At 56.8% G+C, this 24,719-nt stretch carries 21 protein-coding genes; 17 read left to right on the forward strand and 4 right to left on the reverse strand.

From position 1 onward, the window contains the following. The first annotated feature begins 2 nt into the window (after window positions 1-2). The 3 genes from ACCC84_RS02195 (at window position 3) to rhaT (ending at window position 4,009) form a co-directional block, all read left to right on the forward strand. Window positions 3-1,589, forward strand: a complete 1,587-nt coding sequence (locus tag ACCC84_RS02195) for an MFS transporter (protein WP_039992232.1) — start codon at window positions 3-5, stop codon at window positions 1,587-1,589. A gap of 22 nt (window positions 1,590-1,611) precedes the next feature. Next, a complete protein-coding gene (gene bglB / locus ACCC84_RS02200) occupies window positions 1,612-2,751 on the forward strand; it encodes a beta-galactosidase BglB (RefSeq protein ID WP_004964597.1) in 1,140 nt (379 codons plus the stop codon). Window positions 2,752-2,974: 223 nt separating this feature from the next. After that, a complete protein-coding gene (gene rhaT / locus ACCC84_RS02205; RefSeq protein ID WP_198772724.1) occupies window positions 2,975-4,009 on the forward strand; it encodes an L-rhamnose/proton symporter RhaT in 1,035 nt (344 codons plus the stop codon). A 24-nt stretch (window positions 4,010-4,033) separates the two neighbouring features. Here the strand turns inward: rhaT and rhaR are convergent, their stop codons facing one another. Then, complete coding sequence (rhaR, locus tag ACCC84_RS02210) at window positions 4,034-4,891, reverse strand: HTH-type transcriptional activator RhaR (RefSeq protein ID WP_039992231.1); 858 nt, start codon at window positions 4,889-4,891, stop codon at window positions 4,034-4,036. Window positions 4,892-4,976: 85 nt separating this feature from the next. Continuing rightward, window positions 4,977-5,798 (reverse strand): HTH-type transcriptional activator RhaS, encoded by an 822-nt coding sequence (gene rhaS, locus ACCC84_RS02215; protein WP_039992230.1) that lies wholly within the window; start codon window positions 5,796-5,798, stop codon window positions 4,977-4,979. 324 nt (window positions 5,799-6,122) lie between these two features. On the opposite strand from rhaS, the gene pqqU reads away from it, so the two are divergent. From pqqU to lpxO, 3 genes are all read left to right on the forward strand, one after another. Further along, entirely contained in the window at window positions 6,123-8,267 is a 2,145-nt protein-coding gene (gene pqqU / locus ACCC84_RS02220; RefSeq protein ID WP_371901502.1) for a TonB-dependent receptor PqqU, read from the forward strand. A gap of 647 nt (window positions 8,268-8,914) precedes the next feature. Beyond that, the gene (phoH, locus tag ACCC84_RS02225) at window positions 8,915-9,703 is read left to right on the forward strand and encodes a phosphate starvation-inducible protein PhoH (protein WP_004964582.1); all 789 of its coding nucleotides are present in this window, start codon (window positions 8,915-8,917) and stop codon (window positions 9,701-9,703) included. A 198-nt stretch (window positions 9,704-9,901) separates the two neighbouring features. Further along, entirely contained in the window at window positions 9,902-10,804 is a 903-nt protein-coding gene (gene lpxO, locus ACCC84_RS02230; protein ID WP_039992229.1) for a lipid A hydroxylase LpxO, read from the forward strand. Between the two features lie 43 nt (window positions 10,805-10,847). Here lpxO and chaA read toward each other — a convergent pair whose 3' ends face one another. Continuing rightward, window positions 10,848-11,948 (reverse strand): sodium-potassium/proton antiporter ChaA, encoded by a 1,101-nt coding sequence (chaA, locus tag ACCC84_RS02235; RefSeq protein ID WP_004964577.1) that lies wholly within the window; start codon window positions 11,946-11,948, stop codon window positions 10,848-10,850. 310 nt (window positions 11,949-12,258) lie between these two features. After that, window positions 12,259-13,077: a siderophore-interacting protein gene (locus ACCC84_RS02240; protein WP_039992786.1), complete on the reverse strand. Its 819-nt coding sequence runs from the start codon at window positions 13,075-13,077 to the stop codon at window positions 12,259-12,261. A 129-nt stretch (window positions 13,078-13,206) separates the two neighbouring features. Between ACCC84_RS02240 and chaB the strand changes: the two genes are divergently transcribed. The 11 genes from chaB (at window position 13,207) to rhaD (ending at window position 24,701) form a co-directional block, all read left to right on the forward strand. Further along, a complete protein-coding gene (chaB, locus tag ACCC84_RS02245; RefSeq protein ID WP_004964566.1) occupies window positions 13,207-13,434 on the forward strand; it encodes a putative cation transport regulator ChaB in 228 nt (75 codons plus the stop codon). Window positions 13,435-13,729: 295 nt separating this feature from the next. Continuing rightward, window positions 13,730-14,425 (forward strand): gamma-glutamylcyclotransferase, encoded by a 696-nt coding sequence (locus ACCC84_RS02250; RefSeq protein ID WP_039992785.1) that lies wholly within the window; start codon window positions 13,730-13,732, stop codon window positions 14,423-14,425. 389 nt (window positions 14,426-14,814) lie between these two features. Next, window positions 14,815-15,768 (forward strand): HTH-type transcriptional regulator Cbl, encoded by a 954-nt coding sequence (gene cbl / locus ACCC84_RS02255; RefSeq protein ID WP_004964559.1) that lies wholly within the window; start codon window positions 14,815-14,817, stop codon window positions 15,766-15,768. 171 nt (window positions 15,769-15,939) lie between these two features. Beyond that, window positions 15,940-17,508, forward strand: coding sequence for an ABC transporter substrate-binding protein (locus ACCC84_RS02260; RefSeq protein ID WP_004964557.1), 1,569 nt, complete (start codon window positions 15,940-15,942; stop codon window positions 17,506-17,508). After that, entirely contained in the window at window positions 17,508-18,560 is a 1,053-nt protein-coding gene (locus tag ACCC84_RS02265) for an ABC transporter permease (protein ID WP_004964553.1), read from the forward strand. Before ACCC84_RS02260 ends, ACCC84_RS02265 begins: the two co-directional genes overlap by 1 nt. Then, complete coding sequence (locus tag ACCC84_RS02270) at window positions 18,557-19,429, forward strand: ABC transporter permease (RefSeq protein WP_198772719.1); 873 nt, start codon at window positions 18,557-18,559, stop codon at window positions 19,427-19,429. Before ACCC84_RS02265 ends, ACCC84_RS02270 begins: the two co-directional genes overlap by 4 nt. Beyond that, window positions 19,416-20,252 carry an ABC transporter ATP-binding protein gene (locus tag ACCC84_RS02275; protein WP_371901503.1) on the forward strand — a complete coding sequence of 279 codons (837 nt, stop codon included), beginning with the start codon at window positions 19,416-19,418 and terminating at the stop codon, window positions 20,250-20,252. Before ACCC84_RS02270 ends, ACCC84_RS02275 begins: the two co-directional genes overlap by 14 nt. Further along, a complete protein-coding gene (locus ACCC84_RS02280) occupies window positions 20,249-20,941 on the forward strand; it encodes an ABC transporter ATP-binding protein (RefSeq protein WP_004964544.1) in 693 nt (230 codons plus the stop codon). Before ACCC84_RS02275 ends, ACCC84_RS02280 begins: the two co-directional genes overlap by 4 nt. Before the next feature lie 198 nt (window positions 20,942-21,139). Next, a complete protein-coding gene (gene rhaB / locus ACCC84_RS02285; protein ID WP_004964542.1) occupies window positions 21,140-22,609 on the forward strand; it encodes a rhamnulokinase in 1,470 nt (489 codons plus the stop codon). Beyond that, window positions 22,606-23,862 carry an L-rhamnose isomerase gene (locus ACCC84_RS02290; RefSeq protein WP_004964539.1) on the forward strand — a complete coding sequence of 419 codons (1,257 nt, stop codon included), beginning with the start codon at window positions 22,606-22,608 and terminating at the stop codon, window positions 23,860-23,862. Before rhaB ends, ACCC84_RS02290 begins: the two co-directional genes overlap by 4 nt. 11 nt (window positions 23,863-23,873) lie before the next feature. Further along, entirely contained in the window at window positions 23,874-24,701 is an 828-nt protein-coding gene (rhaD, locus tag ACCC84_RS02295; protein WP_004964536.1) for a rhamnulose-1-phosphate aldolase, read from the forward strand. The last annotated feature ends 18 nt before the right edge of the window (window positions 24,702-24,719 follow it).

The raw sequence follows: 24,719 nt of genomic DNA on the forward strand, positions 1-24,719 counted from the left end.
CAATGAATACTCGCCAGATAGGGCTGAAAAACTATCTTGCCTACGGCTCGGGGGATTTTCTGGGGGCGGGAACCACCGCGCTGACTGCGGCCTGGCTGCTGTACTTTTACACCACCTTTTGCGGGCTCAGTCCGATCGAAGCGACGTTTATTTTCGCCATGGCCAGAGTGCTGGATGCGCTGGTCAGCCCGTTGATGGGCTACCTGACCGACCATTTTGGCTCGACCTGGCTCGGCAGGCGCTTCGGCCGCCGCAAATTCTTCATTCTGCTCGGCATACCGCTGGTATTCAGTTATAGCCTGATGTGGGTTGGCGATATGAGCTATGGCTATTATCTGCTGACCTACCTGTTTTTTGACGTGGTATACACCTCGATTCTGGTGCCTTATGAAACGCTGGTGCCGGAAATGACCGATGATTTCAAACAAAAAACCAAGTTCTCTGGCGCGCGCATTGCGTTGGCGCAGCTTTCCGCCATCCTGGCCGCGTTCCTGCCGGGTATGCTGCTGAGCTATTTTGGTAAAGACAATCCGATCTCGTTCTTCTATGCCAGCCTGGTGTTTTCAGTGATCTGTGCGCTGGTATTGACGCTGGTCTACTGTTTCACCTGGGAGCGGCCGCCAGAGAAGAAATCTGCCGCAGCGCTGGAAGCCGAGCGGCAGAAACTGACGCTGTGGCAGAGTCTGCGTCGGCTGGGCATTGAACTGAGCTCCACCTTGCGCATTCGCATTTTTCGCCAGCATCTCGGCATGTATCTTGGCGGCTATATCGCACAGGACGTGTTCAACGCGGTGTTTACCTATTACGTGGTGTTCGTGCTGATGCAAAGCGCTTCGGTGGCCTCCAATCTGATGGGCACCATGGCCATCATGCAGTTTATTGCCGTCATTGCCATGATCCCTCTGTGCATTCGCTTTGGCCCGGCGCCCAGCTACCGCATGGTAGTGGTGCTGTTCGGCCTGAGCGCCATGTCGTATGCGCTGTTGTACTACGCCAATCTCAACGACGTGTTCTCGCTGTTGCTGCTGGTGTCGGCCCTCGCCGGTCTTGGGCGCGGCGGTATCAACTATGTACCATGGAATATTTACACCTACATCGCCGACGTTGACGAAGCGATCACCGGTCAACGCCGCGAGGGCATTTTTGCCGGCATTATGACGCTGTCGCGCAAAGCGTCCCAGGCCGGGGCGGTGATGCTGGTGGGTATCATGCTGCAATATTCCGGCTTTGTTTCCGGTCATAGCGTCCAGCGGCCGGAGGTGAGTCACACCATTTTAATGGTGCTGTGTTTTGGCACCGTGCTGGTGTTGAGCATCGGTTTCCTGATTTCCCTGCGCTTTAAACTGAATCTGGACACCCACCGGGTGTTACGCGAGGAAACGGTAAAAATGCGTGTTGCCGGCGACGTGGTACCGGAAAACATTAGCCCGCCGGCGCGCGAGATTATCGAGACGCTGGCGGGGATGCCTTACGAGTCGCTGTGGGGCAACAACAACATTGGCTATCTCAACCGCAACAAGCCGGCTGCCGCAGCGCTGCCGTCACGGCCCAGTGCGCGTGGCGTCGCCGGCTTGACTCACTACAAGTAATGATGATTTTGAGGATTACGTTATGTTGGTCTATCCCGTAAAACACAGTCCGTTATTGCGCCAGCCTGAGCGTTTCATCAGCCGTGATACGCTGCATGCGCTGATCGGTCGCCTGGTGGATAATCTGGTAAACATCACCGATGTGGACGGCGAATTCTTGCTGCGGCTGGATGATGGTCGGGTGATTGATACCAAAGGTTGGGCCGGGTGGGAGTGGACACACGGCGTTGGTCTCTACGGTATCCTCCAGTACTATCAACAGACCGGTGACGATAAAATGCGTGCCATTATTGACGACTGGTTCAGCGCACGCTTTGCCGAAGGGACGCCGACCAAAAACGTCAACACCGTCTGTCCGTTCCTGACCTTGGCCTACCGCTACGAAGAAACCGGTGATTCGCGCTGGTTACCGTATCTGGAGCGCTGGGCTGAATGGGCAATGTACGAAATGCCGCGCACCGAACGCGGCGGCATGCAGCATGTGACGCTGGCGGAGGAAAATCATCAGCAACTGTGGGACGACACGCTGATGATGACGGTGCTGCCGTTGGCTAAAATCGGTCGCTTGCTGAACCGCCCGGCGTATATCGAAGAAGCCAAGTATCAGTTTCTGATCCACACCCAGCATCTGATGGAGCGGGAAACCGGGCTGTGGTTCCATGGCTGGACCTTCGACGGCAAACACAACTTCGCCAAGGCGCGTTGGGCGCGCGGCAACAGCTGGCTGACCATCGTTATCCCCGAATTCCTCGACCTGCTGGATTTGCCGGAACATGACGCGACGCGTCGTTTCCTGCTGCAGGTGTTGCAGGATCAGGTGGCGGCGCTGGCCAGCTGTCAGCATGACAGCGGTTTATGGCATACGCTGCTTGACGATCCGCATTCATATCTGGAGGCCTCGGCCACCGCCGGCTTCGCGTTCGGCATGCTGAAGGCGGTACGTAAACGTTATATTGGCGAGCAGTATGCCGAGGTGGCGGCCAAGGCGGTAAAAGGCGTCATTGAACAGATCAATGGCGAAGGGGAGCTGTTGCAGGTGTCGTTCGGCACCGCAATGGGCAAGGATTTGGCGTACTATCGTCAGGTGCCGCTGACCTCGATGCCATACGGCCAGGCGATGGCGATCCTGTGCCTGAGTGAATATCTGCGCGTTTACCTGTAACCACCGCTGCTTGAACCACGTGCGCCGAACGGCGCGCGTGGGTTTATCCAACGCTTTCAATTCTGTGATCGTTCTCATCCGCATCTGCTGAATTCTGCCAGCGTCATATATCTCCCGGCACTCAACCGAAGGTCAGCGTTGACCAGACTTCCTAGACTCGCGTTTTATCTGCGGCCCTACGGTTCCGGGTTGCGCCGCGTGACAATAGACAAAGGAAGACAGGATGAATAACGCGATTTGGTTGGGAATACTCTGGCATCTGGTTGGCGCCGCCAGCGCCGCATGTTTTTACGCGCCGTTCAAACAGGTCAAACGCTGGTCCTGGGAAACCATGTGGTCGATCGGCGGACTGGTGTCCTGGCTGATCCTGCCGTGGAGCATCAGCTATTGGCTGCTGCCGGACTTTTGGCACTATTACGGCTCCTTCAGCGCGGCGACGCTGTTGCCGGTGTTTCTCTTTGGCGCCATGTGGGGCATCGGCAACGTCAATTACGGTCTGACGATGCGCTACCTCGGCATGTCGATGGGCATTGGTATCGCCATCGGTATTACGCTGATCGTCGGCACCTTGATGACGCCGCTATTGCAAGGGCGTTTCATGCTGCTGTTCGGTACGCCTGGCGGATTGCTGACGTTGCTGGGGGTGCTGGTGGCGTTGATTGGTGTCGGCGTGGTCAGTTATGCCGGTCTGTTGAAAGAACGGGCGCTCGGCATTCGCGCCGAAGAGTTCAACTTGAAGAAAGGCCTGGTGCTGGCGGTGATGTGCGGTATTTTCTCGGCCGGCATGTCGTTCGCCATGGACGCCGCCAAGCCGATGCATCATGCCGCGGCGGCGGTCGGCATCAGTCCGCTGTATGTAGCGTTGCCGAGCTACGTGGTGATCATGGGCGGCGGGGCGGTGATCAACCTCGGTTATTGCCTGGTGCGCCTGGCGTGCAAAAAAACGCTGTCGCTGCGGGCTGATTTCTCGTTGGCCAAACCGTTGCTGCTGGTCAACCTGCTGCTTTCTGCCCTGGGCGGCCTGATGTGGTATCTGCAATTCTTTTTCTACGCCTGGGGACATGCGCGCATTCCGGCGCAGTATGACTATATGAGCTGGATGCTGCATATGAGTTTCTATGTGCTGTGTGGCGGCATTGTCGGTCTGCTGCTGAAAGAGTGGCGCGCCGCCGGCAACAAACCGCTGCGGGTGCTGGTGCTGGGGGGATTGATCATCATTCTGGCTGCCAATATCGTCGGGTTGGGCATGGCGTACTGAAGCGAGCGCCGCCAGCGTGACGGGTTACCTTGGGCAGACGCCTGCGGCGATAAACTGCTGGCGATATTCCCTTGGAGTCATACCGGCTTCGCGGGCGAACACTACCGAAAAGTAATTGCTGTCTTCAAAACCGCAGCGCGCGGCGACTTCGCCGATCAGGTAGTCGCTGCGTCGCAGCAGGCGCTTGGCCTGACACAGCCGTAGCTGACGCAGATAGTGGCTGATGGTCATGCCGGTTTGCTGGCGGAACAGCAGCTTCAGCGCCCGCTCGGTCAACTGGTGGCGTGCGCAAAATGCCGCCAGGTCGAAATGATCCTCAATGCCATTTTGCAGCGCCGCCATCAGCAAATCCAGCTGCTCGCCATCCGGCAACAGATAGGCGTCGTCTACCGCGTAGCGATAACGCTTCAGGACGATGGCCAGTTGCAGCAACAGCGCTTCGGTGAGCTGAATCGATAGCGTATCGGTTTTGCGACTCTCCTGCGAAAGCTGGGCGACGATCGGCCGCGCCAGATTCATGCCCTGGGTGGTCAACCGCCAGTAGCGCGCATTTTGCGGGTCAAACGGCGGCAGCAGGTGGTCCCACTGTGCGCCGAAGCGCAGCCGTTCCGGACAATAGATAATGTTATCCAGCACCAGATCGTTCACCGATTCATAGCTGTGGCAGTCGCTGGCCTGAATGTAAAAGATGTCGCCGCAGGTAATGCGATAGGGATGATCGTTCAGCACGTGCAGGCCGTTGCCGCGCCAGACGATGACGATTTCATAGAACTGATGGGTGTGCGGCGCGAACCCTTGCTGCGGGTAACGTTCCGCCACCGCCACCGGCATTTGCGGCGATATCAGATAATCACGGCTTTCAAGCAGCAGGGGTCGCATGATTCAGCGTTCTCACCATCGAAAAGGGGGGAACATTATTACTTGAAATCGCAGGCATTAGGTTGATGAACGACGTATTTTTTAATTTTCACCGTTGACCGCGCAAGGTGCGGGGCGGGCAGGCAAATTCGCGTTTGAACAGGGTGGAAAAATGATTGCTGTCGCCAAACCCGCAGCAAAAGGCAATATCGGTGACGCTGGTGTCGCTATGGCATAACAGATGACGCGCCTGCAACAGGCGTAAATGCGTCAGGTAGCGCTGCGGCGTCATATTGGTGTGATTCTTGAGCTGGCGGTGCAGGGTGCGCAGCGGGATACCGAAGCGCTCCGCCAGTTCACTCCAGTCAATCGGCTCGGCGTAATGCGTCTGGAGCCAGTCGAGCAACTGGTGTAAACGCCCTTGTTGATCGTCGCCGCGTGCCGCCATACACCCTTGACGCAATTGCACCAGCAGTTGCATGAACAGACTTTCATGCAGGGCGATCTCTTCGTTGCACTCTTGCTGCGGGGCGACCATCAGACGGTTGATCAATGGTTTGATCTGTTGCAATACCTGTTGGCCGATACGCCAGTGTGCCGGGTAGACGCCGTTGCATTCCCGTGGCAGGAAATGTTCGACGCCGGACAAAAATCGAAAGGCGTCAGGCGCACGGAACAGTACGTTGGTCAGGAATAAACCGTTGGTCTGCTCAAACAGATGGCGGTCATGATCGCGGACAAAGCACACGCTGCCGCTGTTGAGCGTATAGGGATGTCCATTGAAAACGTGCACGCCGGCGCCTTGCTCAACGATGACGATTTCATAAAATTCATGGTGATGTTCTGGAAATGCCGGCTGAGGTGCCCGCGGTTCAATTGCCACCGGCTGATAGCCGGAAGGGAAAAAATCACGGCTGTGCAAAAGCGTCATCTTGCCCTCCTGAATAAAAACGTGCCGCACAATTGCCGCACGACATTACTCAGCGAGTGTATGAGATGGCTGGCACAGGAACCTTAAAGTTTTGACCGGAAACGGCGCTTAGGCGGTCGCTTTTTCAAGAATGTTACGAGAATGTTTAAAAATGTGTGCAAGGTCACAACCCTTCGGCACCCGAGCCGGGGAGTTGGGCGGGGAAACCAGATAAAAACGCGCCGGCTGGTGTTCCAATCTATTGTTATCAGTAATAACTCGTCGCATCCTCGTTCCAAATGGTACAAAATGTTTCCAACGTGATCGGGACTGTAGAATAAACTCATGCAGAAAAAAATGGTGGTGGCTTCGGCCTTGGTGTTACCGGTTATCTTGTCGACGTCAGCGCGCGCGGCGCAGAGTTCGCCAGAGCAGGAAAGTACGCTGGTGGTTTCAGCCAAGCGCGACGGGCTGTCCGAACTGAGTACGCCGGCTGCGGTCAGCGTGGTGAATGGCGAGCAGATGCGCGATGCACGGCCGCAAATCAACCTGTCGGAAAGCCTGGGCAGCGTGCCGGGCCTGCAGATACAAAATCGCCAGAATTACGCACAGGATCTGCAACTGTCGATACGCGGTTTCGGCGCCCGTTCGACCTATGGCGTGCGCGGCGTGCGGATCTATGTCGACGGTATTCCGGCCACCATGCCCGATGGCCAGGGGCAGACGTCGAACATCGATCTCAACTCGGTCGACAAGGTCGAAGTGCTGCGCGGGCCATTTTCCGCACTGTACGGCAACGCTTCCGGCGGCATGATGAACGTCGAAACGCAAACCGGCCGCCAGCCCAACCAGTTGGAAAGCGGCATGTACACCGGCAGCGACGGCACCTGGCGCTATGGCGTCAAGGCTACCGGTGCCACCGGCGACGGTAGCCAGAGCGGCGATGTAAATTACGCCGTTTCCGCCACCCGCTTTACGACCCAGGGCTATCGCGATCATAGCGGGGCACGCAAGAATCTCGGCAATGCCAAGCTGGGGGTGCGCATTGACGATGTCAGCACGTTGACGTTGCTGTTCAACAGCGTCGATCTCAAGGCCAACGATCCTGGCGGTCTTACCGCCGACGAATGGCATGAAAATCCACGGCAGGCGCCGCGCGCCGAACAGTACAATACGCGTAAAACCTTATCGCAGACGCAGGCCGGGTTGCACTATCAGCGGCAGATCGGCAGCGATGACGATCTCAGCGTGATGATGTATGCCGGCGAGCGCGAAACCACACAATATCAATCGATTCCGCTGGCGGTGCAGCAACGCAGCCCCCAGCACCCAGGCGGAGTGATCGAACTGGCACGGCATTATCAGGGGATCGACACGCGCTGGACGCATCGTGGCCAGATTTCCGCCGTGCCCTATACCCTGACCGGCGGCTTGAACTATGAAACCATGAGTGAAAACCGCAAAGGTTATGAAAACTTCACCATGGTCAATGGCGTAACCGAATTGGGGACCAAGGGGAATTTGCGGCGTGATGAACGCAACCTGATGTGGAATCTGGATCCGTATCTGCAAACCTCATGGCAGTTGACACCGCTCCTGACGCTGGACGCCGGCGTGCGTTTTAGCAGCGTCAATTTTGATTCCAACGACCATTATATTACCGCCGGCAATGGCGACGACAGCGGCAGCGCACGCTATCACCAGTGGTTGCCGGCCGGCTCGCTGCGTTACACGCTGGCGGATGGCTGGAATGCCTATCTTTCTGCCGGTCGTGGCTTTGAAACGCCAACCATCAATGAACTGTCTTATCGCCCGGATGGTGAGCCGGGGATGAATTTCGGCTTGAAACCGGCGACCAGCGACTCGATAGAGCTTGGCAGTAAAGCCCGCATTGGCAATGGCTTGCTGAGCGCAGCGCTGTTCCAGACCGACACCAAAAACGAAATAGTGGTGGCCGAAAGCCGTAATGGCCGCAGCAGCTATAAAAATGCCGGGCAGACGCGGCGCCGTGGGCTTGAGCTGGCGCTCGACCAGCAGTTTGGCGAAGCCTGGCAGTTAAAAATGGCCTGGACGCTGCTGGATGCGCGCTATCGTAACTCGATATGCGGCGATGCGCAGTGTTCCGGCGACAAAACCATTCCCGATGGCAACCGCATGCCGGGCATTGCACGCAACATGGGCTATGCGTCGCTGGGCTGGGCGCCGCCGGAAGGCTGGTACGCCGGGGCGGAAGTGCGCTACATGAGCGATATTCAGGTCAACGATCAAAACAGCGAGCAGGCACCGTCCTATACCACGGTTGGCGTGAATACCGGCTACCGTTATCCACTGGGCAACTGGATGTTTAACCTGTTTGGTCGGGTGGACAATCTGTTTGACCGTGAGTATGTCGGCTCGGTTATCGTTAATGAAGGTAATGGTCGTTATTATGAACCGGCGCCGGGTAGAAATTGGGGTGCTGGGCTTAGCGTTGCCTATAGCTTTGAATGACGACCATTGCCAACGCTGCCGGTGAGGTCAATTAAGCCAAGCGGGGTACCCCGCTTTTGGTTGCGCAGTTTTTAACCGATATATAAAAATGCAATCTTGCCTGATTTTAGCTAACCTTTTGAAATATATTAAAAAATAAATTTTTATGGTTGGCGCGGATTCGCGTGATATAGTGCAGTTGTGCCGTTGAGAAACAATGTAGATTAAAAATATTTACATTTTAGTAACGCGCTGGAGTTAAATGTCATTATACTGTAATTATCTGGCGGTAGTTTTACACGGTGCACAGCTGAAGCTGTAAATAACACTGCGGGGATCGCTAATGGTAAAGTCCTTGTTTGGGCGAATGATAAAAAATAATCTCACCTCCCTGATTTCTCGTTGTAACGAGGGTTCTCTCTCCGACTCTCAATTTCTCGCCGTTAGCTACCCTTTCCTGCAGAATTTTCGTTACTACGCCGTTTTGTCCGCAGCACATTTTATTCTCTCTCCGTCCGGTGAAGCTCGGCACAGCAATGTTGCCGTGCGTTCACTTCATTCATTGGCTTATATTGGCTCGAAGGAGGCCAAAACCTAATACGTGTGTGAAACATTAATCGCGCGGCAATAGCCGATGCGGTAGGTGAAACAAACTGTAAGGTGCCACTATGGGAAGACAGAAAGCAGTGATCAAAGCACGTCGTGAAGCGAAACGCGTAATTCGTCGTGACGCTCGTAGTCATCGCCAGCTTGAAGAAGAGTCCGTAACCTCGCTGGTACAAATGGGTGGTGTTGAGTCTATCGGCATGGCGCGAGACAAGCGCGATAGCTCCCCCATCGAGGCACGAACCGAAGCTCAGGGTCATTACTTATCAGCCATAGAAAATAAGCAGTTGATTTTTGCCACCGGTGAAGCCGGCTGCGGCAAGACCTTCATCAGCGCCGCGAAGGCGGCAGAAGCCCTTATTCATAAAGAAATCGATCGGATTATCGTTACACGTCCGGTGTTACAGGCGGATGAAGATCTCGGTTTCCTGCCGGGGGATATCTCTGAAAAATTCGCTCCATATTTCCGGCCGGTATACGACATTCTGCTCCGTCGCTTAGGCTCTTCATTTATGCAATATTGTCTGCGGCCGGAAATCGGTAAAGTGGAAATTGCGCCGTTTGCCTATATGCGTGGACGCACCTTTGAAAATGCGGTGGTTATTCTGGACGAAGCGCAGAACGTGACCGCCAGTCAAATGAAGATGTTTTTGACCCGTCTGGGCGAAAACGTCACGGTTATCGTCAACGGTGACGTCACCCAGTGTGATTTGCCACGCGGGGTGAAATCTGGCCTTAGCGATGCGCTGGAGCGCTTCGAAGAGGATGAGATGATCGGTATTATCCGTTTTGATAAACAAGATTGCGTACGTTCTGCCCTGTGCCAACGTACGCTCCATGCCTACAGTTAACCTCCCTATCGCCTAATGAAAAGGTCGCTTCGGCGGCCTTTTTTATCGCTGGCGGTTATCGCCGTGTTGTTGAGCTATTGTGTAATATTTTGTGGTTTTTTGTGTAGAAAACAGGTTGCTTCTTCGTTAAATATTATCGACAGGGCGGATGCCGCTATCGGCATGCGGAATATTGGCTATGATTGTGCTGATGCAAAAATGAAATACATCATTCTGATTCTATTTATTTTATGCGTTGTTTATGTTCATTATCGCGGACGGGTACGCTATGGTTTTTGGCGCCAGCTTGCCGATCATTCAACCTTCACCGCGCCGCTGAACGTTTTTATGTATCTGTTTTCTCGCGCGCCAACCACGCCGTACCTGTCCGTGGCGCAGTTTCCCGAACTGGCGGTGTTGCAAGAGCATTGGCAGACTATTCGCGCAGAAGGGCAGCAACTATTGGCGATACAGCAGATCAAGGCGTCTGACCAGTATAACGATGCGGGTTTCAATTCGTTTTTCAAAACCGGCTGGAAACGTTTTTATCTGAAATGGTATGAAGATAGCCATCCGTCGGCGATGACGCTGTGCCCGCAGACCACCGCGTTGCTGCGTGGCCTGCCGTCGGTGAAGGCGGCGATGTTCGCCGAATTGCCGGACGGCAGTCGCTTGCCGCGTCACCGCGATCCCTATGCCGGTTCGTTGCGTTACCATCTGGGGCTGATTACCCCCAACGACGATCGCTGTTTTATTGAAGTTGATGGTGAGCGGTATAGCTGGCGCGACGGCGAAGGGGTGATGTTCGACGAAACCTATTTGCACTACGCGGAAAATACCAGCGGCCAAAACCGTCTGATACTGTTTTGTGATATTGAACGGCCAATGCGCTATCGCTGGACGCAGTGGGTTAACCATTGGTTGGGCCGTAACCTGATGAGTGCCGCCACGGCACCCAACGAACAGGGCGATCGCACCGGCGGCGTCAATAAGATATTTAAATACATTTACGCCATTCGCAAGGTTGGCAAACGTCTTAAAGCGTGGAACAAGACGCTGTATTACATCATTAAATGGCTATTGTTTGGTGGCATTGCTGCCGGGATCTTCTTCGCGTTGTGATAGCGGGGCGCAGCGCGTGCGCCCACACAGCCTCGGTTGAGCGTCAGGCGAAGATGGTCATCATATAGGCGGCGAACAGCGCCAGGTGCGCAGTGCCGTTCAGTACGTTGGTACGACCGGTGGAAAACGAAATCTGGCACAGGATCAGCACCGTCAGCATTACCACCATATGCGGCGGTTGCAGGCCGAAAATCAGCGTCTGGCCAGTCAGGGTGGCGATAATGGTCACCGCCGGTACGGTGAGGGAAATGGTTGCCAGCACCGAGCCAAAGAACAGATTCATGGCGCGTTGTACCTGGTTGTTGAGCACTGCACGCAGGGCACCGAGACCTTCCGGCGACAGGATCAGCAACGCCACCAGGAAGCCGGTGAACTGCGTTGGCGCGTTCAGTTTGTTCAGCAGTCCTTCCAGCGGTCCGGCGTTGAATTTGGTCACTGCGATAACCGCCACCAGATGCACGATCAGCCAACTGGCATGCCACAGGCTGCTATGCGAAGAGGGTTTGCCGTGGTGCGGGTCGCCATCGTCGTCTTCATGCTCATAAACAAACAGACTCTGGTGCGTTTTGGTCTGAATCAGCAGGAAAACGCCGTACATGGCAGCCGAAATCATCGCCACCAGCAGCGATTGGCCAATGCTGAAATTGCCGCCAGGCAAGGCGCTCGGCAGTACCAGCACGATCACCGCCAGTGGGAAAATGGCCATCAGATACTGTTTGATACCGCCCAGATTGACGTATTGGGTCGCGAACTTTCTGCCACCCAGCAGCAGGGCAACGCCCACCAGGCCGGCGGTGACGATCATGATGATGGAATACAGCGTGTCGCGCATCAGCGCCGGTGCGGCGTCGCCGGTGGCCATCAGCGCGGAAATCAGGCTGACTTCAAGGATCACGACCGACAGACTGAGGATCAGCGAGCCGTAGGGTTCACCCAGCCGGTGGGCCAGCACGTCGGCATGGCGCACTACGCTGAATGCGCTGCTCAGGATACCGACCAGCGCCAGAACGTTGATGGCGACGATCAGCGGGAAATTGCTGGTGCTGCTCCACATATTTAAAACGACCAGAGCGGCAATCGGGAACAGCAGGGAATATTCACTGTGGCGTGATTTTGAGCGGCCTGGGTCGTGTTGCGACTTCATTTTGGTATATCTCCTTTCTTTAACTGCAGGCTCCCGGCCGCGCCGATCGCCTGCACCGCCGGCGATGTTGCGTATCCAGAAAGTACTTCATAATAGAACACATCCGGCGGGCTGCGTGTTGTGGTGTTGTGAAATTCTGATTTTACTGGCTAAGCCGGTGCGGCTTTATGCGATCAGGGTAACAAAAAAACCGCCATTAAGGCGGTTTTATTTACTTACTTTTACGCAACTAATGAGTTTTATTTTATCTGTACGGTAAAAAGCATGGCAAACTCTGCATGCTATTGGTAGTTAAAGGAGATTATCTTGCTTAGTCATCAATGTTATCCATTATTTCATGGCGTTTTTCATGATATCCCTCTTCATTTAACCCTTCACGCCAGTAAGGAACCGCATACAGCTGATTACGCTCGCACTGGCGTTCGCGGCGCAGGTAGCGGCGCAGTTCGACCACCAGTCGGTCTTCGCCGGCCAGCCAGAAATGTGTCGCGCTCTCTGGCTGTGGCAGCGCGCAGAACTGGCTAATTAATTCGGCGGTTTTGTCGGTGCCGCCGATAATCCAGCTCAGTTCAACACCCGCCGGTTTTTTCAGATCGATCACATCAGCGCTACTGTCGACGCGGATAAACGCATGGCCTTGCGCGCGAGGTGCGAGGTTTTCCAGCAGGGCGGCAATCGCCGGCAGTGAGGAGGGGTCGCCCGCCAGGCAGTAAAAATCAGCCTCCGGCAGCATCGGCTTGGGCCCGCCGGGATTGCTGATACCGATTTTATCGCCGACTTTCGCGGCGCGAGCAAATTGCACCGCCGGGCCCTGGTGATCGTGCAGAGCGAATTCGATGTCTATTTCCTGTGATTCCGGGCGTACCGCGCGCACCGAATAGGTACGTACCAACGGACGGATGGCATCGTCAGCCCATTGTGGACCATTGGGCGTCAGGCGTGGCAAATCCGGCTGCGTTTGTCCCTGGCGTGGCAGGAACACCTTGATATGCGCAGCGGCGGCGTTGGCCGGATAGAACTGTAAATCCTCGGCATGAAAAGTGATGCGACGCAGATGCGGGGTGATGTCTTGCACGCCGGCGACGCTAATCAGATAAGGGGCTCGGTTGCGAGGGGCTTCAGTGGTCACGGTGTTCTCCTGTTGATCTTTTTGCCGCCAGTATATCACGTTGATTGATAATGAGAATCGTTTGCCAATGGAGGGCGCTGGCATGTTCAGCTAAACTTGCCTATTTAACCACCACGCAGGAGGAGAGCCATGCCTTACAAAAGCAACAGCGACTTGCCTGACAATGTAAAGAATGTATTACCCGACCATGCGCAGGAAATTTATAAAGAGGCGTTTAATAGCGCATGGGATCAATATAAGGATAAAGATGATCGACGCGGCGATGACTCACGGGAGGAAACGGCGCATAAGGTCGCATGGTCGGCGGTCAAACAAAGTTATCGCAAAGGTGATGACGAGCATTGGCACAAAAAATAATGTGTGGGCGGCACAGGGAGTACCGCCAATAATCTGTCATTACGCCGGACATCAGCCCGCCTGCTACGCATTTTCATGCCGTACTTGTGCATAATTACTATTATTGCCCTCAGGGGAAAATACTTTTGCAGGATAAAGCGCGGGATAGACTTGCTTACTCTCAGAGAAAAGAATAATGTCTTTTCTATCGCGGGTTAAATATTGGACTAATAAAACTCCGTGGCAGAAAATGGTATTTTCAAAGATTCAGTGGCGTAAAGGGTGACTTAATCCGTCGCTCGGGAGGTTGCAGCAGGTGTTAACGCGAGATTTTCTGCGCAATGCAGATTGCAAAACCGCCTTCGGCACGATAGAGGAGTCGCTGTTACTGACACCGGAACAGCGTTTGGCTTCGCTGGAGTGTGCGCTGGCGCGACGTCCGGATAACAGTCCGGTATGGATTTTTGGCTATGGTTCGTTGATGTGGAACCCGGTGTTCGAATCCGAAGAGGTGCGGCCGGCCACGCTGCAAGGCTGGCATCGCGCTTTTTGCCTGCGGTTAACCGCCGGGCGCGGTACGCAATTGCAGCCGGGGCGAATGCTGGCACTGCAAGAGGGCGGGCAGACCACCGGTCTGGCATTCCGTCTGCCGGAAGACAAACTGCGTGAAGAGCTGGAATTATTATGGAAGCGCGAAATGCTCACCGGTTGCTATTTGCCTACCTGGTGCGAGTTGACGTTGGAGAATGGGCAGGTTGTTACCGCACTGGCATTTGTCATGGATCCGCAGCATCCGCTGTTCGAGCAAGACACCAATCATCAGGTGATTGCGCCGCTGATCGCCTGTGCCAGTGGCCCGCTGGGGTCCAACGCCCAGTATCTGTTTGCGCTCGACAACGAGCTGAAGAACCACGGCATGCAAGATGAGCGTATCGGCGAGCTGGTGAATACCGTACGTGAATGGTTGCAGCAAAATGCCACGGGTTCCCGCGGTGAAAGTGCATCAGCCTGACGCAGGCGGTGGCTGCTTGGCTAATCGCCGATTTTAGTCGCCCACTGGCGCAAGATGTCCGCGCCTGGCGCAGCTGATGCATGATGAGATACATCGCTGCGTTCCACCCTGAATATGCTGCTGGCGAATGTGTTCGCCCGCCAGGCGTTATATCGCTTTATTCTATTTAATAACCGGTTAGTGTGAAACTAATTAACCACACGCCGTTGGTGGTTATTTATCTGTCTAATTTCCCCGCCTTTTAGCCAATGCTATCCAGCAAAGACCATTTTGCATCGCTTAAAAAAAGCCTTAGCATCAAAAAGCATAACTAACGGTAATTTCTTATTTGTGAGTGACCCGCAGTCTCCGTATCAATAGTAAAACGTTCGGGGCCAAAGGGGCAGTAGATGAACTTTCAACAATTAAAAATTATTCGCGAGTCGGCACGTCGCAATTACAACCTGACCGAGGTGGCCAACACGTTATTTACCTCGCAGTCGGGAGTCAGCCGACATATTCGCGAGTTGGAAGAGGAGTTGGGCATTGAAATATTCATTCGTCGCGGCAAACGCCTGTTGGGGATGACCGAGCCGGGCAAGGAATTGCTGGTGATGGCCGAGCGCATCCTTAATGATGCCAATAATATTCGTCGGCTGGCGGAGGTGTTCAGCAGCAACGATGCTGGACAATTGCATATTGCAACCACCCATACGCAGGCGCGTTACAGCTTGCCTGGCGTGATTAAGGAGTTTCGTGCGTTATATCCGCGCGTCAGGGTGGTACTGAATCAGGGCAGTCCGGAGGAGATCGTGTCGATGCTGGCGTCGGGGGAGGCCGATATCGGCATCGCCAGCGAACGGTTGATCAATGATGAATCGCTGGCGGCATTCCCCTATTACCGTTGGCACCACACCATATTGGTGCCGCAAGACCATCCCTTGACCCGCGAAGCCAACGTCACGCTGGAAATGCTCAGCACGCTGCCACTGATTACCTATCGCCAGGGCATTACCGGCCGATCGCGACTGGATGCCGCGTTCAAGGCCGCCGGTTTCACGCCGGACATTGCGCTCAGCGCCCAGGATTCCGACGTGATCAAGACCTATGTCGAACTGGGTTTGGGGGTGGGCATTCTGGCTGACATGTCGTACGAAAAAGAGCGTGACGGCGGGTTGGTCAGCCTGAATGCCGAACACCTTTTCGAACCGAACACCGTATGGCTGGGGTTGAAACGCAGTCAGTTACAGCGTAACTATGCCTGGCGATTTATCCAGCTGTGCAACCCGACATTAACCCTGACGGAAATCAAGGAACAGGTTTTTTCGGCACAATTGGATCCGGCGATCGATTATCAAATCTGACGGCGGTGGCGGGAATGCCTGGTCAAACCCGCCGCTGTTCATCGCATAATCAATTAGATATCTATATATAAAAAAAGAATAACTATAGTTATTATTATACCTTCTTCTGCGGATCCGTCTCACTTACACTCGCGAAATTATTATAAATTCCATCCGCTTGGAGAGTTTTTGATGAAAGCGTTCGCGCCCACTCTGATGTTTTTGGCTATGGCAGGCAGTTTCAATTTACAGGCGGCAACCCCGGCTAATACGCTGGTGATTGCCCAATCGATCGACGATGCGATCAGTTTTGATCCGGCGCAGGGATTTGAACTGACCACCGTACAGGCATTAAACAGCCTGTATCAGCGGTTGTTGCAGTCCGACCCGCGCAATCCTGTCGATCTCAAACCGACTCTGGCGGAAAAGTGGCAGGCGGGCAGCGATAACCGCAGCCTGACCTTTACCCTGCGGCCCGAGGCCAAATTTTCCAGCGGTAATCCGCTACGGCCAGAAGACGTGATTTTCTCGCTGTCGCGGGTGGTCAAGTTGAACCTGGAACCGTCGTTTATCCTGACCCAACTGGGCTGGAATGGGCAAAATGTTGATCAATTCCTGAGCAAGGTGGATGAGCGGACGGTAAAAATCAGTTGGCGTGCCGAGGTCAGCCCGGCCTTCGTGCTCAGCCTGTTGTCGGCGCCGGTATCGTCGATCGTCGACGCCAGACAGGTACAGGCGCATCAGCAAGGCAACGATCTGGGTAACCAGTGGCTGAGCAGCCACTCTGCGGGCAGCGGTCCATACCAGTTGCGCACCTACGTGCCGCATGAAGTGGTGGTGCTGGAAGCCAATCCGGGCTCGCCAGAAGGCGCCCCCAAACTGAAAACGGTGCTGATCAAGAACGTCCCGGATGCTGCCGCACGTCGCTTGCTGATCGAACAGGGTGACGCCGATATCGCCCGTAACCTGGGTGCCGACCAAATGGCGGCGCTGAAAGACAAGCCGGGCGTGAAACCGTTGGCGATCCCCTATGCGTCGCTGTATTTCCTGCAATTCAACGCCAAGGCTTCGCCGGCGCTGGGGAATCCGGCATTCTGGGAGGCGGCGCGTTGGCTGTTTGACTATCAGGGCATTGCCGACGATCTGCTGAAAGGCCAGTTCCAGAATCATCAGGCGTTCTTGCCGGACGGGTATCTTGGCGCTTTGCAACAGCGTCCCTACCGCTTTGATCCGCAGCGCGCCAAACAGATTTTGGCCAAGGCCGGGCTGAACAACGTCAGTTTCAAACTGGACGTTAACAACCAGCCACCGTACCTCGATATTGCGCAGGCCTTGCAGGCCAGCTTTGCCCAGGGTGGGGTGAAGGTGGAACTGGTGCCCGGCATCAGTTCGCAAGTATCGACCAAGGTAAAGTCGCTTAACTATGACGCCACGCTGACCTCGTGGGGGCCAGACTATTTTGACCCGAACACCAACGCCGCCGCCTTCGCCTATAATCCGCAAGACGGCAGTAAAACTCTGGCCTGGCGCGCCAACTGGCACATCCCGGCGTTGAATGCGCTGACCCTGGCCGCAACGGCAGAAAACGATACCGCCAAACGGGTAGCGGATTATCAGCAACTGCAACGACAGGTACAGCAAAGTTCGCCGTTTGTCATTGGCCTGCAGGCGCGCAGCCTGATTGCAGTGCGCGATAATCTGAAAGGCTATGTGCAGGGCATCAATCCCGACATGGTGTTTTACAGCCAGGTCACCAAGTAATGATCGACAGTCAAACTCCTGCCGGGCTTGCCCGGCACGGCCGACGTTGGGGCGGGCGGTTGCTGGGCGGGGCGCTGTCGCTGGCGTTGACGCTGCTTGGCCTGCTGCTGTTCACGTTTATGCTTTCCCACCTGGCGCCGATCGACCCCACCTTGCAAATTGCCGGCGATCACGCCAGCGAGGCAACCTATGCCCAGGTTCGTCACGATCTGGGGCTGGATCAGCCGCTGCCGGTGCAGTTCTGGCGTTATCTACTGCACCTGGCGCACGGCGACATGGGTATTTCGCGCATCACCGCGCAGCCGGTATTGAGCGATTTGTTGCGCACTTTCCCGGCCACGGTGGAGCTGGCGACCTGTGCGATTATTCTCGGTGCGCTCGGGGGGATCTGTTTGGCGCTGCTGGCGGTATACAAACCGGGTAGCTGGTTGGACAATGCCGCCCGACTGGTCTCGCTGCTCGGCTATTCGGTGCCGATTTTCTGGCTTAGTCTACTCGGCCTGCTGCTGTTCTATGCCACACTGCACTGGTCGGCCGGGCCGGGCCGTCTTGACGACATCTATCTGTACACCATGGAGCCGTACAGCGGGTTTATTCTGATTGACAGCTGGCTGTCCGGCGATCGGCAGATGTTCTATAACGCGCTCGGCCATCTGTGGCTGCCGGTTGTGGCGCTGGCGCTGCTGTCTATGGCAGGCATTACCCGTCTGTTGCGCGCCGCAATGCTGGAAGAGTGTAATAAGGAGTACGTGACGCTGGCGCGCTCGAAGGGGGCGGGACGCTGGCGCATTCTGCTGCGCCATGTCTTCCCCAACGTCTTGGGCAGCCTGATCGCCGTACTTTCGCTGTCTTATGCCAGTCTGCTGGAGGGGGCGGTACTGACGGAAACGGTCTTCGCCTGGCCGGGCGTCGGGCGTTACCTGACCAATGCGCTGTTTGCCGCCGATACGCCGGCGATCCTCGGCGCCACGCTATTGATCGGCAGCTGTTTTGTGCTGCTGAACGCGTTGGCGGATGCCTTAACCTACCTTGTGGACCCACGAACCCGATGAGCCACTCATTTTCCGATCCTGTATCGCCCGGCGCGGCGCTGGAGGGCGCTGTGTCACGCCGTAGCCTGACGACCCTGACGGTTGGCGCGCTGTTGGTGGCGGTACCGATCCTGGCGGCGCTGTTCGCTCCCTGGCTGGCGCCGTTCGATCCCAATATTCAGCACATGGAACTGCGTCTGTTGCCACCGTCGTCGCAACACTGGCTAGGGACCGACGGCTTTGGCCGCGATTTGCTGTCGCGGGTCATTTACGGCGCCCGCCCGACCCTGCTGCTGGTGTCGCTGATCCTGTTGTTGACCATTCCGCTCGGCCTGCTGGTGGGGATCTGCGCCGGTTATCTCGGCGGGTGGGCGGAGCGCATTCTGATGCGCATCACCGATGTGTTCCTGTCGTTGCCGAGTCTGGTGATTGCGCTGGCATTGGTCGCCATGCTCGGACCGGGGCTGATGAACGGCGCGCTGGCGCTGGCATTGACCAGTTGGCCGCCGTTCGCACGGCAGGCGCGGGCGGAAACGCTGGCGTTGCGCCGTAGCGATTATCTGGCGGCGGCGCGCATGCAGGGCATTGGCGGGTTGCGGCTGATGGTCGGCCATATTTTACCGCTATGCCTGCCGAGCGCGGTGGTGCGCGCCGCGTTGAGTCTGGGCGGCATTATCCTTTCCGCCGCCGGCCTGGGGTTCCTGGGTATGGGCGTCGCGCCGCCAACCGCCGAGTGGGGATCGATGGTCGCCGAAGGGAGCAAAGTCATTTTCGATCAATGGTGGGTGGCCGCCGCGCCGGGCGGGGCGATCCTGTTTGCCAGCCTGGCGTTTAATCTGCTGGGCGATGGCCTGCGCGATAAAATGGATCCTCGAAATGGACACAAATAGCTTATTGACCGTAGACCGTTTGTCGATCGGTCTGCGAGCGCAGCCGCTGGAACTGGTTCACGATATCTCTTTTCGCGTCGGCCAGGAACGGTTGGCGCTGGTGGGCGAATCCGGTTCGGGCAAATCGCTGACCGCCCGTGCCTTGATGGGGTTGTTGCCGTCGTCATTGCAGCTGCGGGCGCAGCACCTGTCTCTGGACGATGACGATCTGACGCGTATCAGCGAGCGGCAATGGAGCCGGCTGCGCGGTAGCAAGATGGCGATGGTATTGCAGGATCCCAAGCATGCGCTGAATCCGACTCAGCCGATCGGCCGTCAGGTGGAAGAACCACTGCTGCTGCATAGCTCACTGCGACGCGCCGAACGACGCGAGAAAGTGTTGGAGATGCTGGCGGCGGTCGGCTTGCCGGCGGTGAAGACGCTCAGCCAACGTTATCCGCATCAGCTTTCCGGCGGCATGGGGCAGCGGGTGATGCTGGCTATCGCGCTGATTAACGACCCACGGCTGTTGATCGCCGACGAGCCGACCTCGGCACTCGATCACCAGATGCGCGGCCAGGTATTGCAACTGATTGAACGTCTGGTGGAACAGCGCAATATGGGACTGATTCTGATCAGCCATGACCTGCAGCAGGTGGCACACTACTGTGAACGGGTGCTGGTGATGTATCAGGGGCGGATAGTCGATCGGCTGCCGGCCGACCAGTTGGCGCATGCCAGCCATCCTTATACCCAAACGCTGTGGTCGTGCCGCCCGAGCAAGGCGACGCGTGGGCGACCCTTGCCGGTGTTGGATCGACGTCTGCTGGAGGCGCTGAAATGAGCCTGATTGCATTGAATGGCCTGAGCGTCAGCCATCGTCAGGGCTATGAACTGCGCACCGTAGTACACGACGTCGACCTGCGCATCGACGCGGGTGAATGTTTCGGTCTGGTCGGTCCGTCCGGCTGCGGCAAGTCATCGCTGCTCTGGGTATTGGCCGGCTTGAACGGCCAATGGCAGGGGGAGTTCAGCCTGTTTGGGCGACGCATCGAGCCGGGACAGGCCTTTACCGGCAACCTGCGTCGCGAAGTGCAGATGGTGTTTCAAGATCCCTACGCTTCGCTGCACCCTAAACACCGTTTGCTGCGTACGCTGGCGGAGCCGCTGCAACTGCTGGGGGAGAGGGGCATCGAACAGAAAGTTGCCGACGGTTTTCGCCAGGTGGGGCTGGATCCCCGCCTGCTGTCGCGCTACCCGCACCAGCTTTCCGGCGGCCAGCGCCAGCGCGTGGCGATCGTTCGCGCGCTGTTGCTCAAACCGAGGCTGCTGTTGCTGGATGAACCGACGTCGGCGCTGGACATGTCGGTACAGGCGGAAATTCTCAATCTGTTGAACGACCTCAAGCGCGCTGGCGATCTGACGCTGGTTCTGGTCAGCCACGATGCCGACGTTATCGACCATATGTGCGACCGCGCGGTGACGATGGACCAAGGGCGGCTCGTCGATTGGTCATTGACCGCCGGCCGCTGACCGTCCCCCTTACGCCGCTCCCTGCCGCCCTCAGGGAGCGTTATTGCCCTGCGCGTTAACCCATCCAGTAAAGCGTGATCCGTTTCACATTCATCTTTGGCATTTTGCCAGTCAACAGCACGCGCTGGCAGTGATGAGAAGGCTGCCGCAGCGCCAACTTTCTACACTGCCTGCATCTTGTAACGACGGGCTTGTGTTATGACCACTCATCATATTGCCGCCATCGATCTTGGCGCCTCCAGCGGGCGAGTCATGCTGGCAAGCTATCATTCGGCATCGCAGCGTCTGACGCTGCGGGAGGTCAGCCGTTTCAGCAATGGCCTGCAACAGCGTAACGGTCAGCAGTGTTGGGATCTGGAGGCTCTGGAGCAGCATATTTGCCAGGCGCTGTGCGATCTGGATGGGGAGAATATCCGGCTTGACGGTATTGGCGTTGACACCTGGGGCGTTGATTTCGTACTGCTGGATGCGCACGGCGAACGCGTCGGTCAGGCAGTTTCGTACCGAGATGCCCGCACCCAGGGGGTGATGGCGCAGGCGCAGCGTGAGTTCGGCGCTGATGAAATCTACCGGCGCACCGGCATACAGTATCTGCCGTTCAATACGTTGTACCAGTTGCGGGCGCTGAGCCAGCAACACCCCGAGCTGGTGGAGCGCGTCGCGCACCTGCTGCTGATCCCCGACTATCTACACTATCGTCTCACCGGTCAGCTTAATTGGGAATATACCAATGCCAGCACCACGCAACTGCTGAATATCGCCAGTGACGGCTGGGACGCCGAGCTGCTGGCCTGGGCCGGGGTGCCCGTCGAGTGGTTTGGCAAGCCGACGCCGCCGGGCAACCGCGTCGGTGACTGGCGTAGCCCAAGCGGTCGCCAGGTGCCGGTGATTGCCGTCGCCACCCATGACACCGCCAGCGCAGTATTGGCCACCCCGTTGCAGGATGCCGATGCCGCTTATTTGAGCTCTGGCACCTGGTCGTTGATGGGCATTGAAAGCCCATTGGCGATGGTGAATGACGCGGCGCTGGCGGCGAATATTACCAATGAAGGCGGCGCGACCGGCTACCGGGTGCTGAAAAACATCATGGGGCTGTGGTTGCTGCAACGTATTACCCGTGAACTGGCGCTGGACGATTTGCCGACGCTTATCGCGCAGGCGGCGCAGCAACCAGCGTGCCGTTGGCTGGTCAACCCCAACGATCCCCGCTTTATCAACCCGGTCAGCATGCGGCAAACCATTCAGGACAGTTGCCGTGAACGGGGCATGCCGGTGCCGGAAACGCCGGCACAGCTGGTGCGCTGCATTTTCGACAGCCTGGCGATGCTTTATCGACAGGTGGCGCAACAGTTGGCCGATCTGCATGGGCGACCGTTAAGCCGACTGCATATCGTCGGCGGCGGCAGCCAGAACGCGTTGCTGAACCAGCTTTGCGCCGATGCCACCGGTTTGGCGGTCAGCGCAGGTCCGATTGAAGCCTCCACGCTCGGCAACGTTGGCGCACAACTGATGGCACTGGGGGCCGTGGATGATATTGAGCATTTCCGCCAGGTGGTGGCCGCCAATTTTCCGTTGCAACATTTTACTCCTCACGACAACCCGGATTTTGCCGCCCACTGGCCGCAATTTCAGTCGCTGAGCCAATCCTCTAAGGAATTTTGCGTATGACGAGCCCGATTGAACAGGCCTGGGAACTGGCCAAACGACGCTTTGCCGACATTGGCGTGGATGTTGACGCCGCCCTGGACACGCTGGACCGGCTACCGGTATCGATACACTGCTGGCAGGGCGATGACGTCGCCGGTTTTGAAAACCCGCAGGGGCTGTTAACCGGCGGTATCCAGGCCACCGGCAATTATCCTGGCAAAGCGCGCAACGCCGCAGAGCTGCGTGCCGATCTGGAGCAGGCGCTGGCGCTGATCCCCGGCCCGAATCGGCTGAATCTGCATGCCATTTATCTGGAGTCGGACACCCCGGTCCCACGCAATGAAATTGAGCCGCGCCATTTTACGCACTGGGTTGACTGGGCCAAACGGCACAATCTGGGGCTGGATTTCAATCCGTCCTGTTTCTCGCATCCGCTGAGCGCCAGCGGCTTTACGCTGTCCAGCGCCGATCCGCAGGTTCGCCGTTTCTGGATTGAACACTGCCAGGCCAGCCGCAGGGTTTCCGCCTATTTTGGCCAGCAGTTAGGCAGCGCATCGGTGATGAATATCTGGGTCCCGGACGGCATGAAAGACACGCCGGTCGATCGTCTGGCCCCGCGTCAGCGTCTGGTCAGCGCCCTGGATGAGGTGCTGGCGGAAAAGCTCGATCCGGCGCACCACATTGACGCCGTGGAAAGCAAGCTGTTTGGCATTGGCGCAGAAAGTTACACCGTCGGTTCCAATGAATTCTATCTCGGTTATGCCGCCAGTCGCCAAACCGCGCTATGCCTGGATGCGGGGCATTTCCATCCCACAGAGGTGATTTCCGACAAGATTTCCAGCGCCATGCTGTACGTGCCGCGACTGCTGCTGCACGTCAGCCGCCCGGTGCGCTGGGACAGCGATCATGTGGTGCTGCTGGATGATGAAACGCAGGCCATCGCCAGTGAGATCGTGCGTCATCAGTTGGCTGACCGGGTGCATATCGGGCTGGATTTCTTTGATGCCTCGATCAACCGTATCGCCGCCTGGGTGATTGGCACCCGCAATATGAAAAAAGCGCTGCTGCGGGCTCTGCTGGAGCCGACCGAAATGCTGCGCCAACGGGAACAGCAGGGGGATTACACCGCGCGTCTGGCATTGCTGGAAGAGCAAAAATCCCTGCCGTGGCAAGCGGTGTGGGAAACCTATTGCCAGCGACACGATGTACCGGCCGATGCCCGCTGGCTTGACACGGTGCGTGATTATGAACAACAGATTCTCAGCCAACGTTAAGGACTAGCGCAATGCAACGCATACTTTCTTCCTGGTTCGTCCAGGGTATGATTAAGGCCACCGGCGACATGTGGCTAAAAGGTTGGGATGAACGCAACGGCGGCAATATCAGCCTGCGCCTGACCGATGACGATGTGGCGCCGTACCGTGCCGATTTTGTCGCTGAACCGCGCTGTGAAGAGCTCAGCCAACCGGCGGCTGAACTGGCCGACTGCTGGTTCCTGGTGACCGGCTCCGGCAAGTTCTTCCGCAACGTGCCGTTGGCGCCGGAGGAAAGCCTGGTGCTGCTGCAGGTCAACCATAACGGCACGGCCTATCATATTCACTGGGGACTTTCGCAGGGCGGCTTGCCGACCTCTGAACTGGCGTCGCACTTTCAGTCGCACATTGTGCGTATGCAGCTCAGCAACGGTCAGGATCGGGTGATTATGCATTGTCATGCCACCAACCTGATCGCGCTCAGCTTTGTCGAAAAACTGGAAAGCGCCAGCTTTACCCGCCTGCTATGGGAGGGGAGCACCGAATGCCTGGTGGTGTTCCCGGACGGTATTGGCATAGTGCCATGGATGGTGCCGGGCACCGACGGCATTGGCGTGAAAACCGCCGAACAGATGCGCCATCACAGCCTGGTCTTGTGGCCGTTCCATGGCATTTTCGGCTGCGGGCCGACGCTGGATGAGGCGTTTGGCCTGATCGACACTGCCGAGAAGTCCGCCGAAATCATGGTGAAAGTGATTGCGATGGGGGGGAAGCGGCAAACCATCTCCACCGAGCAGTTTATCGCGCTGGCCGCGCGTTTTGGCGTTACGCCAATGAGCGCCGCGTTGGAGGTGCAATAATGCCGGCGCGTGGCCAGA

The sequence above is a fragment of the Serratia odorifera genome (genome assembly GCF_041448735.1).
Classification (GTDB): domain Bacteria; phylum Pseudomonadota; class Gammaproteobacteria; order Enterobacterales; family Enterobacteriaceae; genus Serratia_F; species Serratia_F odorifera.